General features: G+C 63.8%; 12 protein-coding genes, 1 tRNA gene and 1 pseudogene. 3 read left to right on the forward strand and 11 right to left on the reverse strand.

What is annotated here, in order from left to right:
- Positions 1–6 precede the first annotated feature (6 nt).
- The gene (locus CH262_RS13895; protein ID WP_094717844.1) at positions 7–1,371 is read left to right on the forward strand and encodes an MFS transporter; all 1,365 of its coding nucleotides are present in this window, start codon (positions 7–9) and stop codon (positions 1,369–1,371) included.
- Between the two features lie 14 nt (positions 1,372–1,385).
- Here CH262_RS13895 and CH262_RS13900 read toward each other — a convergent pair whose 3' ends face one another.
- The 3 genes from CH262_RS13900 to CH262_RS13910 all read right to left on the reverse strand — a co-directional run bounded on the left by CH262_RS13900 (position 1,386) and on the right by CH262_RS13910 (position 4,906).
- The gene (locus CH262_RS13900; RefSeq protein WP_094717845.1) at positions 1,386–2,576 is read right to left on the reverse strand and encodes an MFS transporter; all 1,191 of its coding nucleotides are present in this window, start codon (positions 2,574–2,576) and stop codon (positions 1,386–1,388) included.
- Positions 2,577–2,652: 76 nt separating this feature from the next.
- A complete protein-coding gene (locus CH262_RS13905; protein ID WP_094717846.1) occupies positions 2,653–4,164 on the reverse strand; it encodes a SulP family inorganic anion transporter in 1,512 nt (503 codons plus the stop codon).
- A 358-nt stretch (positions 4,165–4,522) separates the two neighbouring features.
- A complete protein-coding gene (locus CH262_RS13910; protein ID WP_094717852.1) occupies positions 4,523–4,906 on the reverse strand; it encodes a MerR family transcriptional regulator in 384 nt (127 codons plus the stop codon).
- A 253-nt stretch (positions 4,907–5,159) separates the two neighbouring features.
- Between CH262_RS13910 and CH262_RS13915 the strand changes: the two genes are divergently transcribed.
- The gene (locus CH262_RS13915; protein WP_094717847.1) at positions 5,160–6,377 is read left to right on the forward strand and encodes a glycosyltransferase family 87 protein; all 1,218 of its coding nucleotides are present in this window, start codon (positions 5,160–5,162) and stop codon (positions 6,375–6,377) included.
- Positions 6,378–7,101: 724 nt separating this feature from the next.
- Here the strand turns inward: CH262_RS13915 and CH262_RS13920 are convergent.
- The 7 genes from CH262_RS13920 to CH262_RS13950 all read right to left on the reverse strand — a co-directional run bounded on the left by CH262_RS13920 (position 7,102) and on the right by CH262_RS13950 (position 13,077).
- A tRNA-Leu gene (locus tag CH262_RS13920) sits at positions 7,102–7,178 on the reverse strand.
- Between the two features lie 44 nt (positions 7,179–7,222).
- Positions 7,223–8,659 carry a short-chain fatty acid transporter gene (locus CH262_RS13925; protein WP_094717848.1) on the reverse strand — a complete coding sequence of 479 codons (1,437 nt, stop codon included), beginning with the start codon at positions 8,657–8,659 and terminating at the stop codon, positions 7,223–7,225.
- Positions 8,660–8,775: 116 nt separating this feature from the next.
- Entirely contained in the window at positions 8,776–9,720 is a 945-nt protein-coding gene (locus tag CH262_RS13930; protein ID WP_094717849.1) for a Ppx/GppA phosphatase family protein, read from the reverse strand.
- A complete protein-coding gene (locus CH262_RS13935) occupies positions 9,717–10,247 on the reverse strand; it encodes a DUF501 domain-containing protein (protein ID WP_094717850.1) in 531 nt (176 codons plus the stop codon). Before CH262_RS13935 ends, CH262_RS13930 begins: the two co-directional genes overlap by 4 nt.
- The gene (locus CH262_RS13940; RefSeq protein WP_027496114.1) at positions 10,244–10,732 is read right to left on the reverse strand and encodes an FtsB family cell division protein; all 489 of its coding nucleotides are present in this window, start codon (positions 10,730–10,732) and stop codon (positions 10,244–10,246) included. Before CH262_RS13940 ends, CH262_RS13935 begins: the two co-directional genes overlap by 4 nt.
- A gap of 259 nt (positions 10,733–10,991) precedes the next feature.
- Positions 10,992–12,278 carry a phosphopyruvate hydratase gene (eno, locus tag CH262_RS13945; RefSeq protein WP_027496113.1) on the reverse strand — a complete coding sequence of 429 codons (1,287 nt, stop codon included), beginning with the start codon at positions 12,276–12,278 and terminating at the stop codon, positions 10,992–10,994.
- An 88-nt stretch (positions 12,279–12,366) separates the two neighbouring features.
- Positions 12,367–13,077 (reverse strand): lytic transglycosylase domain-containing protein, encoded by a 711-nt coding sequence (locus CH262_RS13950; protein ID WP_045842124.1) that lies wholly within the window; start codon positions 13,075–13,077, stop codon positions 12,367–12,369.
- Between the two features lie 189 nt (positions 13,078–13,266).
- On the opposite strand from CH262_RS13950, the gene efeU reads away from it, so the two are divergent.
- Positions 13,267–14,148: an iron uptake transporter permease EfeU gene (gene efeU, locus CH262_RS13955; protein WP_032373011.1), complete on the forward strand. Its 882-nt coding sequence runs from the start codon at positions 13,267–13,269 to the stop codon at positions 14,146–14,148.
- Between the two features lie 92 nt (positions 14,149–14,240).
- Here the strand turns inward: efeU and CH262_RS28430 are convergent.
- Positions 14,241–14,361, reverse strand: a pseudogene (locus tag CH262_RS28430) (iron uptake system protein EfeO); the annotation flags it as partial.

Consider the following 14,361-nt stretch of genomic DNA (forward strand, 5'->3'; position numbering starts at 1 on the left):
GGGAAGATGAGCTCGCGTCGTGCTCTGTGGGTCGCATCGATCACTCAACTCGTCGTCGTGGTGGACGTGTCGGTCGTCAATGTGGCACTCCCCTCCATCCAGGACGACTTCGGTCTGGGTACTGCAATGACGTCGTGGGTGGCCACCGGGTACAGCGTGGCGTTCGCGGGAGCGTTGTTGGCGGCCGCGCGGCTGGCGGACTCGTTCGGTGCGGCTCGGGTCGTGTTGTGGAGCACGGTCGCGTTCACGTGCGCCAGCATCCTGGGCGGCCTGGCTGTGACCGGGCCGATGCTGGTCGCTGCTCGTATCGGCCAGGGCATGGCTGCTGCAGCGTTGTCTCCGGCCACGTTCACGTTGCTCACCGTGACGTTTCGCGAGGGCCCTGATCGGACTCGGGCGATCGCCCTGTGGACTGCGGTCAGTGTCGCAGGCGGCGGGGTCGGCAACATCCTCAGCGGTGCACTGACCGAAGCGTTCTCCTGGCGTGCAGTGCTGTTGATCAATGTGCCGGTCGGGGTGTTCGTCGCCGTCGCCGCCCGCCGCCTGCTCGCCGCACGAGGACCGCTCGCCGGCACCGGGGTGAGGTGGTCGTCGGTGGCAGCATCGATGTTCGCATTCGGTTCGGTCGTGTATTCGCTGTCGATGTTCGCCGACGACGGCCGGCTCTCCGGTCCTGTGCTGGCGGCGTTCGCGATCGGTGTCGCCTCGGCCGCGATCTGGATGCGTCTGGACCGACGAAGTGAGTCACCGTTGATCCCGTCGAGTCTGTGGCGTCGACGGAACATCGCCTTGGGGACGACGGCGACGGCGCTGACCGCGGTCTGTTTTCAGGTGAGTATCTGGTACTTCCTGACGTTCCGGTTGCAGCAGGACTGGCAGTACAGCCCGGTCCAGACAGGTCTCGCGTTCCTTCCGCTGACGGTGTCGCTGATGGCGGTGAACCTTGCGCTCGTGCCTCGACTTCTCGACCACATCGGTGCCCGCATATTGATCTCTACCGGGGCTTTGATCGCCGCGGCGGGGGTGTGGTGGATCGCGGACGCGCAAACAGGTGCGTTCTTGAGTGCGGTAGCCGGTCCCTCGATTGTCATCGGAATCGGTGGAGGCCTGATGAATACGCCACTCGCTACCGTGATGACCTCGGGAGTACCGACAGAGCAAGCAGGAGCGGCATCGGGCCTGATGAACACAGCCAAACAATTCGGCGGCGCGGTCGGACTGTCCGCTGCAGCGGCAGCCACCACGATTTCTCACAACGAACGAGCACCGTATCTAGTGATGATTTCAGCATTGGCAGCAACGGCTGCGATCATCACGCTCATGCGAGCCCCTGCTGCAGACGATCTCACGCCGCGCCCGAACGTGAGATGACAACCGGGGCAGCATCATTCGGCCCTGGGGGGAAGCGAGGGTGCCGGTGTGAGCGCAACGAGCACTGCCACCGCCGCGGGAATCACCGCGAATGGGAGGACGACGGGGGTGTAGCTTCCTGCCACGTCATGGCCCACCGACAGAGCGAGTGGACCGAACGCGGTGGATCCCACAGCGATCATCGTCGATACCCCACGTATTCCGCCGATGTGCGCGGTGCCGAAGTAGTGCGCGTATGCGGCCGCCTCGATGGCACGCATCGAGCCCGCCGCACACCCCAGGATCAATTCGTACACGATTGCCATGACTCCTGGTGCGACCAGCGGTATCGACACCAGGGCCGCGCACAACAGCGCCATCGATATCGCGACACCGAGCTTCGGTGCCATCGAATCGGCCAACGCTCCCAGAGCCAATGTGCTTACCAATCCGGCAACCGTCTGCGGGATGAAGTTCGCGGCCGCCGCCGTGGCGCTCAATCCCTGCTCACCCAGCAGAGACACCTGATGAAAGTTGACGGCGGTGCTGAGCATGCCGGAGGCGGCAAGACCTGCAGCGATGGCCCAGAACATCGGGGTGCGGAGAGCTTTTCGGGTGGTCCACACGTTCCGTTCGACGGAAACAACTGACTCACGCTTGCCGGGCGAGTCCGCAGACACTGCTTTCACTTTGCCTGCCGATCGCAGCCCGATCAGCGCTACCGGAACCACGATGAGCCACACGGCAATTCCCTCGTATCGCCACACGGCATCCACACCGTGGCTCGAGACAAGACGTTCGAGAAGCACCGGTGCCAGGGAGATTCCCGCTGATCCTGCCGCGGCGGTGATGCCGAGCGCCAGCCCGCGGCGGTGCGTCACGTGGACGGCGACTGCGGTGGTGGCGGCGAGTCCGAGTGCGCCCTGGCCGACCATGCGGATGCCGACGAAGCCGGCCGTCAGTCCGAAAACATCAGCGGCGAAGCTCAATCCGATCAGGACGGCTCCGAAGATCAACCCGAGAACGGTCATGACCGCGCGGACGCCGTACCGGTCGAGGGCTCTGCCGACCATCGGCATCGCGGACGCGCCGGCGAGTGTGCCGATGAGGTAGCTGAGCGATAGATCCGTTCGCGTGATGCCGAGTTCGTCGATGAGGGGGGCGGTGAACACCGAGATAGCAGCTGTCTGACCGGGTGCGGTCATGATCGATGCGATGCTCGCCATGGCCACTATCAGCCACGGCGAGCTCGATCGGGTTACGCTCCGACGGTTGGTGGGAAGAAGACGCACGAGGTTCGGCTCAGTGTCCGCCGGACAGCTGGCCGGTCAATCGAACGTGCCGCTCGGCGGACGCTGCGTTCAGTCCGATGATCTCGGCGTGCTTGCCTTTTGCCTCGTACTTGGTGGTGATGGCGTCGAGTGTCGCAACGGTGGATGCGTCCCAGATGTGGGCACCGCTGAGATCGATGATGACGTTCTTCGGGTCGTCGATGTAGTCGAATTGGTAGATCAGGTCGTTGCTCGACGCGAAGAACAGCTCACCGGTGACGAGGTATACGCGGGTATCGACCAGGCCGTCGTTGTTGGTGTCTTCCTCGGACACCTTGGTGACGGTGGTCAAGTGCGCCACCCGGCGGGCGAAGAGCACCATCGCTGTGACGACACCGACAACTACTCCGTAGGCCAGGTTGTGGGTGGCGACAGTGACAACGACCGTCGCCAGCATCACCGCGGTTTCACTCTTGGGCATGCGTCGCAACGTCTTCGGCTGGATGCTGTGCCAATCCATCGTGCCGATCGCGACCATGATCATCACTGCAGCGAGCGCCCCCATCGGAATCAACGCCACGACATCGCCGAGACCGACCACGAGGACCAGCAGGAACACACCGGCGAGGAACGTCGAGATCCGTGTCCGGGCACCCGAGGCCTTGACGTTGATCATCGTCTGGCCGACCATCGCGCAACCACCCATGCCGCCGAAGAAGCCGGTGATGACGTTGGCCGCGCCTTGTCCCCAGCTCTCGCGGGTCTTGTTCGAGTGCGTGTCGGTGACGTCGTCGACGAGCTTCGCGGTGAGCAGGGACTCGAGCAAACCGACGATGGCCATGGCGATCGCGTAGGGCGCGATGATGCTCAGCGTCTCGAAGTTCAGTGGCACGTCCGGGATCAGCAGTGCGGGCAGGCTCGACGGCAGCTCGCCTTCGCCGCTGACGTTCGGGACATTGAGTGCGAATACGACCGTGGCGACGGTCAACAGCACGATCGCCACCAGGGGTGCGGGAACGACGGAGGTGATCTTGGGAAGCAGGAACATGATCAGCAGGCCGACCGCCACCAGCGGGTAGACCAGCCACGGCACCCCAATGAGCGACGGGAACTGGGAGGTGAAGATGAGGATTGCCAGTGCGTTGACGAAGCCGACCATGACGCTGCGCGGGATGAAGCGCATCAGTTTCGCGACACCGAGGACGCCGAAGACCACCTGCAAGAGGCCGGCGAGGATGACGGTGGCGATGAAGTAGTCGAGGCCGTATTGCTTCGCGACCGGGGCGATGACCAGTGCAATCGCGCCGGTGGCGGCGGAGATCATCGCGGGGCGTCCGCCGAGGAAGGCGATGGAGACGGCCATGGTGAAGGACGCGAACAGACCCACTCGCGGGTCGACGCCGGCGATGATGGAGAACGCGATGGCTTCGGGAATCAGAGCCAGGGCGACGACGAGGCCGGCCAGGACTTCGGTTTTCAGTCGACGCGGTGATTTCAGGGCGTTCATGACGGTGTGTTCGCTTTCGGACACCTCGTTCGGCATCGTCGAGACGGGTTCTGCTGGTGACACATTTGTCTCCGTTTCCGGTTGTTCTCACCACGGACTCGTCGGCATGAGCAGGCGTCGCCAGCGGTAGCGGGTGGACGCATCGCTGCGTCCGGGGAAGGTAGGTGCGCGGAACCCGATGGGCATCCGCGTGTCGTGGCGACGCGTGCGTTGTTCGCGCGCTGTCTGTCACGATGTCAGCGATCTCTACTCTTACGCAATGGTAGGGTCAATGCAAATCGGGCGGGCTGTGCGCCGCGTGCAAGCGAGGTGGAGGTGACGAACCAGTCGGTGCGGCAGGATGCGTACGCACCCCGAAGCCTTTGCGACTGAACGTTATCGACCTCGGTCGGGTTTACTCTTGCGCGATGCCGTGAGGGTTGTCGAGCAAGTCGGTGAGTTCTTCGGCGTATCGCAGATGTCGGCGAGCTCGACGCACGCTGTCTTCGACTTTTGCGTGACACTGCTCGACGAACTCTGCGGCCGCTGCGCGCTGGGTTGTCGAGGCTCCCCGGTCGTCGAGTACGTCCAGGGAGTCGAGTAGTTCTTTCATCTCCGAGAGCGTGAAGCCCAGTGGCTTCATTCGGCGGATCACGAGCAGGCGGTCGACGTCGCTCTCGGTGTAGAGCCTGAAGCCGCCTGTCGTTCGCGCGGAGGGCATGAGCAGGCCGACGTCTTCGTAGTGTCGGACGGTGCGAACCGATAGCTCTGCTCGTCGAGCGACCTCGCCGATTTGCATGGTGGTTCGTTCGTCACGCGACATACGCACCCTCCGTTGAGTTCTCACGCCGACGTCGATCGATTCGCACAAAAGCGCGCGTGGCCACTTTAGTCGTGTGACCGGCCTCCGCTCACGAGTGGTGGACCGACCCTCGACTACTCTACTGTTACGTTAGTGTAGATATGAGTGTGGAGGTGGTCCGTTCCCGATACCCGACACGGCATCGCCCCCATCGAGCCTCGATCCCCCGCTCTGTCAGGAGAGAACTTGCATGCGTGTGTCCGCTGAACCTTCCACCCGCCGTGAGCGAGTCACGCTCGCGGCGGTGCTCGCACTCGGGTTGGCACTGACGGGTGTGGCCGTCACCGTTCTGATCGGTCAGGCTCTGAACGACCACCAGATCGATCTGGCCGTCTTTCAGGATGCGGGGGCCGCGTACGTCAATGGGTTCCCGCTGTATTCCGAAGACTTCCCCACTCGGTCCGGCCTGCGCTTCATCTACGCGCCGATAGCCGCAGTGCTGTTCGCGCCGATGACGTTGCTGGAGATGACGACTCTGCAATTGCTGTGGTCGGCGGTCAATGTGGTGCTCGTGTGGTGGGTCCTCGCTGCGGTGCTACGCAAGCTCGATGTCTCGCGGCCTGCGGTGGCGGCGTTCGCTGCCCTCGGTGTCGCGTTGTTCCTCGAACCCGTCCGATCGAACTTCGGGTTCGGGCAGATCAACATCATTCTGATGGCGCTCGTGGTCGCCGACTGCGCCGCTGTGCTGCCGCGTCGAGTTCGCGGCGTCGCGACAGCGGTCGCGGCGTCGATCAAGATCACGCCGGCAGCGTTCGGGTTGTTCTTTCTCGTTCGACGGGACTACGCCTCGATCGCTCGCGCCGTCGCCACGGTGATTGCTGTTGCTGCGGTCGGTATTTGGCTTCTTTCCGGAGCCTCGGTGCACTTCTGGCTCACCGAGTTCTTCGCCACCGAACGCGGCGGTGGCCACGGTTTCGTTCGTAACCAAGCCTTCACCGGGGTGCTTGCTCGACTGGGAGTCGATGGCCTGGTCAAGGACGCAGTGTGGGCGCTCGCCGCCGTGGCCATCGTCGGCGCTGCCGCCTGGTCGGCACGCAGGTTCACCCGATCCCGCGAACCGATGCTCGCGCTGGCGGTTGTCGCACTCGCCTCGCTGCTGGCCGCTCCCTTCGCTGTGACCCACCATTGGGTCTACAGCGTGCTGCTCATACCCCTCGCCATAGCTCCGCAGTATCGGAGTTGGCGCCCGTTGCTCGTCGGGTCCATCGCCGTGTTCGTAATCGCTCCGCACCAGCTCCTCGACGGAATCGACTCGACAACAGGACCATTCGAGCTCGCACTACGGCATATCGCCGGCAACGCACAGTTCCTCACTGCGCTCGTCCTACTAGCTGCAGCAGTCGTCGCCGCACGCAACAGGCACCCCGACCCGGTGCCGACCGCAGCCAAAGCCGTCGTCGCCGCCTGAAAGGCGAACGCTGACGCGATCCCAGCCCGATTTCGCCACCGCTCACCAGGGTCCAACAGGTCGGGTGACAAATCCTTCGGCATAGGGATTGTCTCGCCGAAACGGACGGTGAAGATTGAGCGTTCGGCGTGGGGAATCAGCTGCGCCACGACACCGTCGCCCAGCGCCTCGTCGACGCGGGGTGAAGAAGCCGCGGTGCGGCGCTCCGATAACGATCATTGTGGCGTTGTGATCGTTCGCTTCTTCGCGCAAGGCGTCCCAAGGGCCGGCCAGTACGGTGACTGTAAAACCACTGTCCCCACCCTGATTCTTCGAGCGAGCGAGTGCACCGCACACAAGGTATTGAGGCGGTTGTGCCGAAGTTGCCGTTCTTTGACCGTGCAGCCATCCGCTCAGCCAAGAGGCCATCGCTCGCATCCTCACAGGCATCGCAATCCATTGTTGCGCCCATCATTTACGTATCGACGCTCACGATGCGACGCAGCTCGTACCGAGATGTGTCAGCCTCGTGTCAGTGAACTTCAGAAGTCGGTCGAATTTCAACGCTAGGACCTGCCCTGAGCTGCACAAACCAGCCGAGTAGCGATCGAGCAAGCTCAGGTCGGTCAGTGGATTTTAAATCCGCTGCGCCACTTGTCCATTCAAAACCATTGAAGTTCACCGAAGTACACGACACTCGCCGAAACTCGTGACCTATCCTAAGATTTCGGATCCATATGGACTCTGGTGCCCCCAGTCGGACTCGAACCGACACTTGACGGATTTTAAGTCCGCTGCCTCTGCCAATTGGGCTATAGGGGCCACCGCTGGAGTCGCGCTCCAGCGGTGACGATCATATCGGGCTGCTACTGGGCCGGGATGACCGGCGGCACGAAGTCGAAGGTCATGCCGAGCAGCCAAACGAGCAGCAGGACCACCGGGAAGTGGAAGATGAACTGCAGGAACGTGAATCCGATCAGATCTCGCGCTCGCAGGCCCAGAACCGCCAGCAGGGGCAGCATGAAGAACGGGTTGATCAGGTTCGGCAGCGCCTCGGCCACGTTGTAGATCTGGACGGTCCAGCCGAGGTTCATCTGCACATCGGTGGCAGACTGCATGACGTACGGCGCTTCGACGAGCCACTTGCCGCCGCCGGACGGAACGAAGAGCCCGAGTACGACGGTATAGACCGCGATGACCACGGCGAATCCACCGCCGCTACCGATGTCGGTGAAGAAATTCGCGAGGTGCTCGGAGATCGTCACGCCTCCTCTACCCTCCGCTTTGGTCAACATGGCCGCCATTGCGGCGTACAGCGGGAACTGCACGAGGATCCCCGCAGTGGCGGGGACCGCCTTGCTGACCGAATCGAGGAACCGCCGCGGGGTGCCGTGCAGCACGAGACCGAGCATCAGGAACACCAAGAGATAGCCGTTGAGACTGCTGACCACTGACAGCACCGGCAGCGTCAATAGCTGGGAAACAAGCCATCCCAGCGTCATTGCGCCGGCGAAGAGCGGAAGGATGCGGCTGTACTCGAGCCACTCACCCGGCCTGGTGCGCGGTGCCGGCTCCGCGACGGTGTCGTCCAGATCGACCTCCATGTCGGCGGCAGTCTTGATCGCGGCACCCTTCGGAGCAGACACGTGTGCGATGACGACCGTCAACACGATGATGATGACGCACATCAGCAACGACTGCCACGTGAAGATGGTGGTGCCGAAGTCGAGTACACCGGTGACCGAAAGCAGTGTCGCCGGAAGCGAACTGGCCGTCGCTTGCAGCTGAGCAGCAGAGGACGACATGCCGAGCGCCCAGACCGCGCCGAGGCCCATGAACGCGGCAGCACCCAGGGCCCGATAGTCGGTGCGCAGATCGTCACGGCGCGCGATGGCTCGGGCCAGTAGACCGGCGAACACCAGGCTCAGGCCCCAGTTGAGGAAGGACACCGAGCAGGACAGCAGCGCCACGAAACTGACTGCGCTACTGGAACTCTTGGGCACCTGCGCCAATCGGGTGATCAACCTGGCGACCGGCGGAGAGGTTGCCACCACGTAGCCGGTGAGAACGACCATTGCCATCTGCAGAGTGAAGGCCGTCAGGTCCCAGAAACCGTTTCCGAATGCGTCGACCACATTCTGCGGAGACGACCCGTTGGCGAAGGCAGCAACAGCAACGACCACCACGCCGACGAGGGCGAAGATGTACGCGTCGGGAAACCATTTCTCGGTTCCCTTGGCGAGCGCTTGCGCTACGCGCGCCAGACCTTTCTCGGCCGGGGCCTGCTGGGCGGGTGTCGTCATCGGTGGTCCTAGCCTCGTCGGTAGCAGTGACGTGAGCCACAGCGCCTATCAGGCTTCACCGAAACACGAAGCGATGCAACCTACATCGCCGCAGAACGGGTCTGCAGAATTGCAGATCAGATCTTGATCGACATCGCGATGCCGTCGAGGATGTCGTGCTCACTGACCGTCAACGAGCTGACAGCCCCGCGTCGCTCGAATTCTTCGGCCAGCACGCTGCACACGATCGCTCCGCCGCCGATGACGTCGACCCGTCCGGGGTGCATGGGCCCCAACGCACTTCGCTGCGTGTGAGTCATGCCGATCAGGTCCTCGCATACCTCGAACAACTCCGAGAAGGGCACACGAGACAAGTGCACTGCGTCGGCGTCGTACTCGGGTAGTTCCTTGGCGATGGCCGCGATGGTCGTCATCGTGCCGGCCACACCCACCCAGCTCGACGCGTCGCCGATCGAGACGTCCTCGAATGCCTCCGCCAACTTCTCGCGGGCGTACTCACGCGCACCGTTGATCTCGTCTGCGGTGGGAGGGTCCGAATGCAGGAATCGTTCGGTCAGACGCACGCAACCGATGTTCGCCGAGAACGCCGCTTTCACGCCTTTCGCGTCGCCCAGTACGAGCTCGGTGGAACCGCCACCCAGATCGACGACCAGGAAAGGCCCTGCGGCAGAATCGAGTTCACCGACCGCACCGGCAAAGGACAACCGTGCTTCTTCGTCTCCGGTGATCACCTCGGCCTCGGCACCGGGAATGACCTTGCCGAGTACCTCACGCACCATCGAGAAGAAATCCTCCCGATTCGACGCATCACGGGTGGCGGAGGTGGCGACCATGCGCACCGCGGTGGCCCCGGTCTTACGGATGATCTCCGCGTACTCCACCAACGCAACACGGGTGCGCTCGATGGCCTCGGGCACGAAGGCTCCGGTCGCGTCGACGCCTTGCCCCAAGCGCACGACCCGCATCTCACGAGCGACGTCAGCAAGGGTCTTACCGTTGTTGTCTGCGACGAGCAGGCGGATGGAGTTGGTGCCGCAATCGATTGCTGCAACCCTGGTCATGATTTCTCCGCACGTAGTTCTTCGATGGTCGGCCAATTAGCCGGAATAGCTTTGCCGCGCAACGAGTTCTCGGCTGCCAATGCCACCGACTCGTCGCCGAGCGGATTGACTCCTGGCCCCTTGGCCAACGAATGCGCGATCAACACGTGCAGGCACTTGACGCGGTCGGGCATGCCGCCGCCGGTGAAATCCGTTCCGAGAGATTCGATCTCGTTGCGCTCAGCCAGGTACGACTCGTGTGCACGCAAATAGGCGGCAGCCAATTCCGGGTCGGTCCCCAAGCGTTCGGTCATCTCACGCATGACTCCGGCCGATTCCTGCCGACTTGCTTCCGCCGTCAATCGCGGGTCGGTCAAGTAGTACAGGGTGGGAAACGGAGTGCCGTCGGGAAGCTTCGGGGCAGTTTTCACCACACCCGGCCTGCCGTCCGGAGATCGATACGCGATTTCGAGTACGCCACGCGGTTCACGTCCGAGCTGCGATGCGACCGCATCGAGATCTTCCTGCGAGACTGCCGAGGAATTCACCCGACGGGTCCCCCTTCTGGTTCTGGCACCGGCGGGGCCGGAGCGGGTTCTGGCTGTACGACGGGCATGGGTGCGGACGTGGGCTCCGACGGCTCGTCCGATCCCTGCGGCTGCACCGCGGTGTTCCATAGGTCGGTGTACCACGGCCCGGTCGGGGTGTTGTCCACCTCGAGATCCTTGGAGCTCGGCGAGTAGTCGCCGGGGAGCTGCACCTGATACGGCGTCTCCCCCGGCATGACGAACCGCAGCCGCTCGCGAGCATCGGCAGCGATGCGGGACGGTTCGTTGAGTTGAGACTTCTGGGTCTCGAGCGCGTCGACCTCGTCCTGCAGGGTCTGACGCTCGGCCAACACGGACTCGAGCTCACCGCGCTGCGAGAAGTAGGTCCTGAGCGGCACGGCCAGCGTCAACGCCAACGCGCACACCACGACACCGAGAATGACTGCGCGTCCGGTGGACAGCCCGAAGAACGTGCGCTCGGGCATCTTGGGTCTACGAACACCGACGCGCCTCGGAGCGGCTTTGCCACCCACCACGGCGTCGCGCGCCTGATCGGACGGCTCCGGTGGAGTGGCCGGCCGGCCGGAGGCGGTCTCGTCGCGAGACGCACCCCCGGTCGGCTTCGAGCGATTCGGAGAGGAAGGACGGCCGCGGGGTCGGGGATCCCGTCCACCTGGACTGGTCCCGGACCTCCCGCGTCGTGCCATCATTCACTCTCCACTTCGTGCATACGTATCGGTTGACTCAGCCCTCGTAATTGAACCGGGGGAAAGCCAGCTCGCCCGCGTAACGCGCCGCGTCACCCAGAGCTTCTTCGATTCGCAGCAACTGGTTGTACTTGGCGACGCGCTCGCTTCGGGCGGGGGCACCGGTCTTGATCTGCCCGCTGCCGACGGCAACTGCCAGGTCAGCGATGGTGGTGTCCTCGGTTTCGCCGGAACGGTGGCTCATCATCGTCTTGTAGCCGTTGCGGTGCGCCAGATCCACTGCATCGAGGGTCTCGGTCAGCGTGCCGATCTGGTTGACCTTGACCAGCAGTGCGTTGGCCGCACCCTTGACGATGCCGTCTTCGAGACGCTCGGGGTTGGTGACGAACAGGTCGTCGCCGACGAGCTGAACCTTGTCACCGATCGATTCGGTGAGTGCGACCCAGCCGTCCCAGTCGTTCTCGTCGAGCGGATCCTCGATAGAGACCAGCGGGTAAGCGTCGACGAGCTCGCCGTAGAAGGCCGACATCTGCTCGGCGGACTTGGTCTCACGCTCGAAGGCGTAGCCGGTGCCCGCGGTGTAGAACTCGGTGGCCGCCACGTCGAGGGCGAGCGCGACATCCTGGCCGGGCTTGAGACCGGTCTTGCCGATGGCCTCGAGGATCAGGTCGAGAGCTGCCTTGGTTCCGGCGAGATCGGGAGCGAAGCCGCCCTCGTCGCCGAGGCCGGTGGACAGGCCCTTGGCCTTGAGTACTGCCTTGAGTGCGTGGTAGACCTCGGCACCCCAGCGCAGCGACTCCTTGAACGTGGCCGCACCGATCGGCGCGATCATGAATTCCTGGACGTCGACGCCACTGTCTGCGTGCGCGCCACCGTTGATGATGTTCATCATCGGCACCGGCAGGATGTGGGCGTTCGGGCCACCGAGGTAGCGGAAGAGCTCGAGTCCGGTGGACTCCGCAGCAGCCTTGGCGACGGCGAGCGAGACACCCAGCAGGGAGTTCGCGCCGAGGCGGGACTTGTCGGGAGTGCCGTCGAGGTCCAGGAGGGCCTGGTCGACGGTGCGCTGCTCGATGGCGTCGAGGCCGATGACCGCGGGCGCAATCTCGTCGAGCACCGCGTTGACGGCCTTCTCGACGCCCTTGCCGCCGTAGCGGTCTCCGCCGTCACGAAGCTCGACGGCCTCGTGCTCACCGGTGGATGCGCCGGAGGGAACGGCTGCACGGGTCAACGTCCCGTCGTCCAATGCGACCTCGACCTCAACCGTGGGGTTGCCACGGGAATCGAGGATCTCGCGAGCTCCGACCTGCTCAATGATGGCCACGAATGCTTCTCCTAGTAACGGGGACCGGCGGACTGTGCCGGGTGCAAGACTAGCCGCTGTTGCATGGTGCCCGCGATGCACGGAGTTTCTACGGCCTGGTGCCTACCGAGTACGCGGCCGCTCGATCTCGCACGTCACGCAGATACTGGCCCGAGAGGTTGTACGCCATCAACGCGCTCTCCCACCCCTGCGCCGTTCGCAGATCACCGCCGCGCGCGCAGAGATAACGCGCAGCCGTCAGAGCGGCGTCGTCGATGTTGTCCGGATCTGCGATGCCGTCGCCGTTGGCGTCGACACCCCATTTCTTCCACGTCTCGGGGATGAACTGCATGGGTCCCATCGCACGATCGAACTCTGCATCGCCGTCCATCGATCCGCCGTCGGTGTCCGGGATCTCGGCGACGCCCGGGCCGCCGTCGAGTGGGATTCCACGAATCGGCGGTGCGACGAGTCCGTCGGGCTGCACGGAAGATCCCTGGTAGGTGCCGTGCCGACTCTCGATGTACCCGATCCCGGCCAGTGTCGTCCAGGCGATGCCGCAGTCCGCGTCGGTCTCGGCCATGATCGCGGCAGCGTGCCCGTACGACGCGAGTGCGGTCACCGAGATACCGAGCGCATCGGTCTGCGGCTCTGCCCAGGCAATGAGCAGATCGGCCGTTCGGCCGGGGGCATTGAAGTCGATGATCGGCACCTCCGTGCCCGGGCCGGGCGGAATGCCCTCGGGAATCTCACGCTTCGGCTCGCTGCTGCCACATGCGGTGAGCGCAAGGAGTACCGATGCGGTGGCGAGCACGCAGATTCGTGAGATCACCTCACCATCCTGCACACGGAAGGTAATAGAAAGCTAAAGACCGATAAAACCCCAGTACAACGTGCATAAGGACCAGGTTGCAGGGTGTATGTTTCTGTCAACCTTCACGCATGAGGGTCGCCTACCCTTCGCGAGGCAAGGCGTACCAATGTTCGACGCACAACAGGAGCACCATCCGTGTCCGTACTGGCTGCCGCAGGATCTGCGCCGTCGATCGCCACCCAGATGTTCGGCAGCGGTCTGATCGGTCTTCGCGAGGGTCTCGAGACCGGCATCGTGGTGATGATTCTCGTGGCGTTCCTCGTCAAAGCGAACCGACGCGACGCCCTCAAGTGGGTGTGGCTGGGAGTCGGCCTGGCCGTCGCGATGGTGGCGGCAATCTTCTTCGTGATCCACTACGGCACGTCCACCGTCACCGGGCTGACGGCCGAGATCATCGCGGGAGCGGCCTCGCTGGTCGCCGTCGTCATCGTCACGGCCATGGTCCTGTGGATGCGTACCGCCGCCAAGAACATCTCCGGCGAGCTGCGGGCGAACATGGAGAAAGCACTCACCGTCGGGCCTGCTGCAGTGCTGACGCTCTCGTTCTTCGCCGTCGGCCGTGAGGGCGTCGAGACGGCATTGCTCATGGTCGGGTACGCCGAGAACACCAACGGCAGCCTGTGGCCACTGCTCGGACTTCTACTGGGCATCGTCGTCGCCGCAGTACTGACGGTGTTTCTGTACTTCGGCGCGGTGCGCATCAACTTTGCCGTGTTCTTCAAGTACACCGGCATCTTCCTCATCGTGGTCGCCGCCGGAATCCTGGCCTACGGCATCCGCGCCCTGCAGATCGGCGGAGTCCTACCCGGTGGCAGCGCTGTCGCCTTCGACATCACCGCACACTTCGATGCCTCGAGCTGGTACGGCACCGTGCTCGCCGGCATCTTCAACTTCCGCCCCGAACCCACTGTCTTCCAAGCGATCGCATGGGTGCTGTACATCGTCGTCGTGTTGTTCCTCTTCCTCCGCCCGGTCCGCGTTCCCGCGGCTCCCGAGCCTGTACTTCAGAACTCCTGAAAGGCACCACCACCATGCGTCGTACCACCTACGCTCTGGCCGCGGTCGCGGTTCTACCGATGGCCCTGGCCGGATGCACCGAGAAGTCCTCGACCGAGGCCGCGTCGGGCGATATCGCCGTAGACGTAGAACTCGGTGACCTTGCTGCCGTTGTTGGTGATCTGGAACGTGGAGTTTCCGGTGGTGCCCTCGGATGCACCGACGTCGCAGGAC

Source organism: Rhodococcus sp. 05-2255-1e (assembly GCF_002259025.1).
Lineage (GTDB): Bacteria > Actinomycetota > Actinomycetes > Mycobacteriales > Mycobacteriaceae > Rhodococcoides > Rhodococcoides fascians.

Coding starts and splice junctions, on each gene's coding strand:
- CH262_RS13930 (WP_094717849.1), bottom strand. CDS start 9,720: ATGACCAGGGTTGCAGCAATCGATTGCGGCACCAACTCCATCCGCCTG.
- CH262_RS13915 (WP_094717847.1), top strand. CDS start 5,160: ATGCGTGTGTCCGCTGAACCTTCCACCCGCCGTGAGCGAGTCACGCTC.
- CH262_RS13895 (WP_094717844.1), top strand. CDS start 7: ATGAGCTCGCGTCGTGCTCTGTGGGTCGCATCGATCACTCAACTCGTC.
- CH262_RS13940 (WP_027496114.1), bottom strand. CDS start 10,732: ATGCCCGAGCGCACGTTCTTCGGGCTGTCCACCGGACGCGCAGTCATT.
- CH262_RS13900 (WP_094717845.1), bottom strand. CDS start 2,576: ATGGCGAGCATCGCATCGATCATGACCGCACCCGGTCAGACAGCTGCT.
- CH262_RS13910 (WP_094717852.1), bottom strand. CDS start 4,906: ATGCAAATCGGCGAGGTCGCTCGACGAGCAGAGCTATCGGTTCGCACC.
- CH262_RS13925 (WP_094717848.1), bottom strand. CDS start 8,659: ATGACGACACCCGCCCAGCAGGCCCCGGCCGAGAAAGGTCTGGCGCGC.
- CH262_RS13905 (WP_094717846.1), bottom strand. CDS start 4,164: ATGCCGAACGAGGTGTCCGAAAGCGAACACACCGTCATGAACGCCCTG.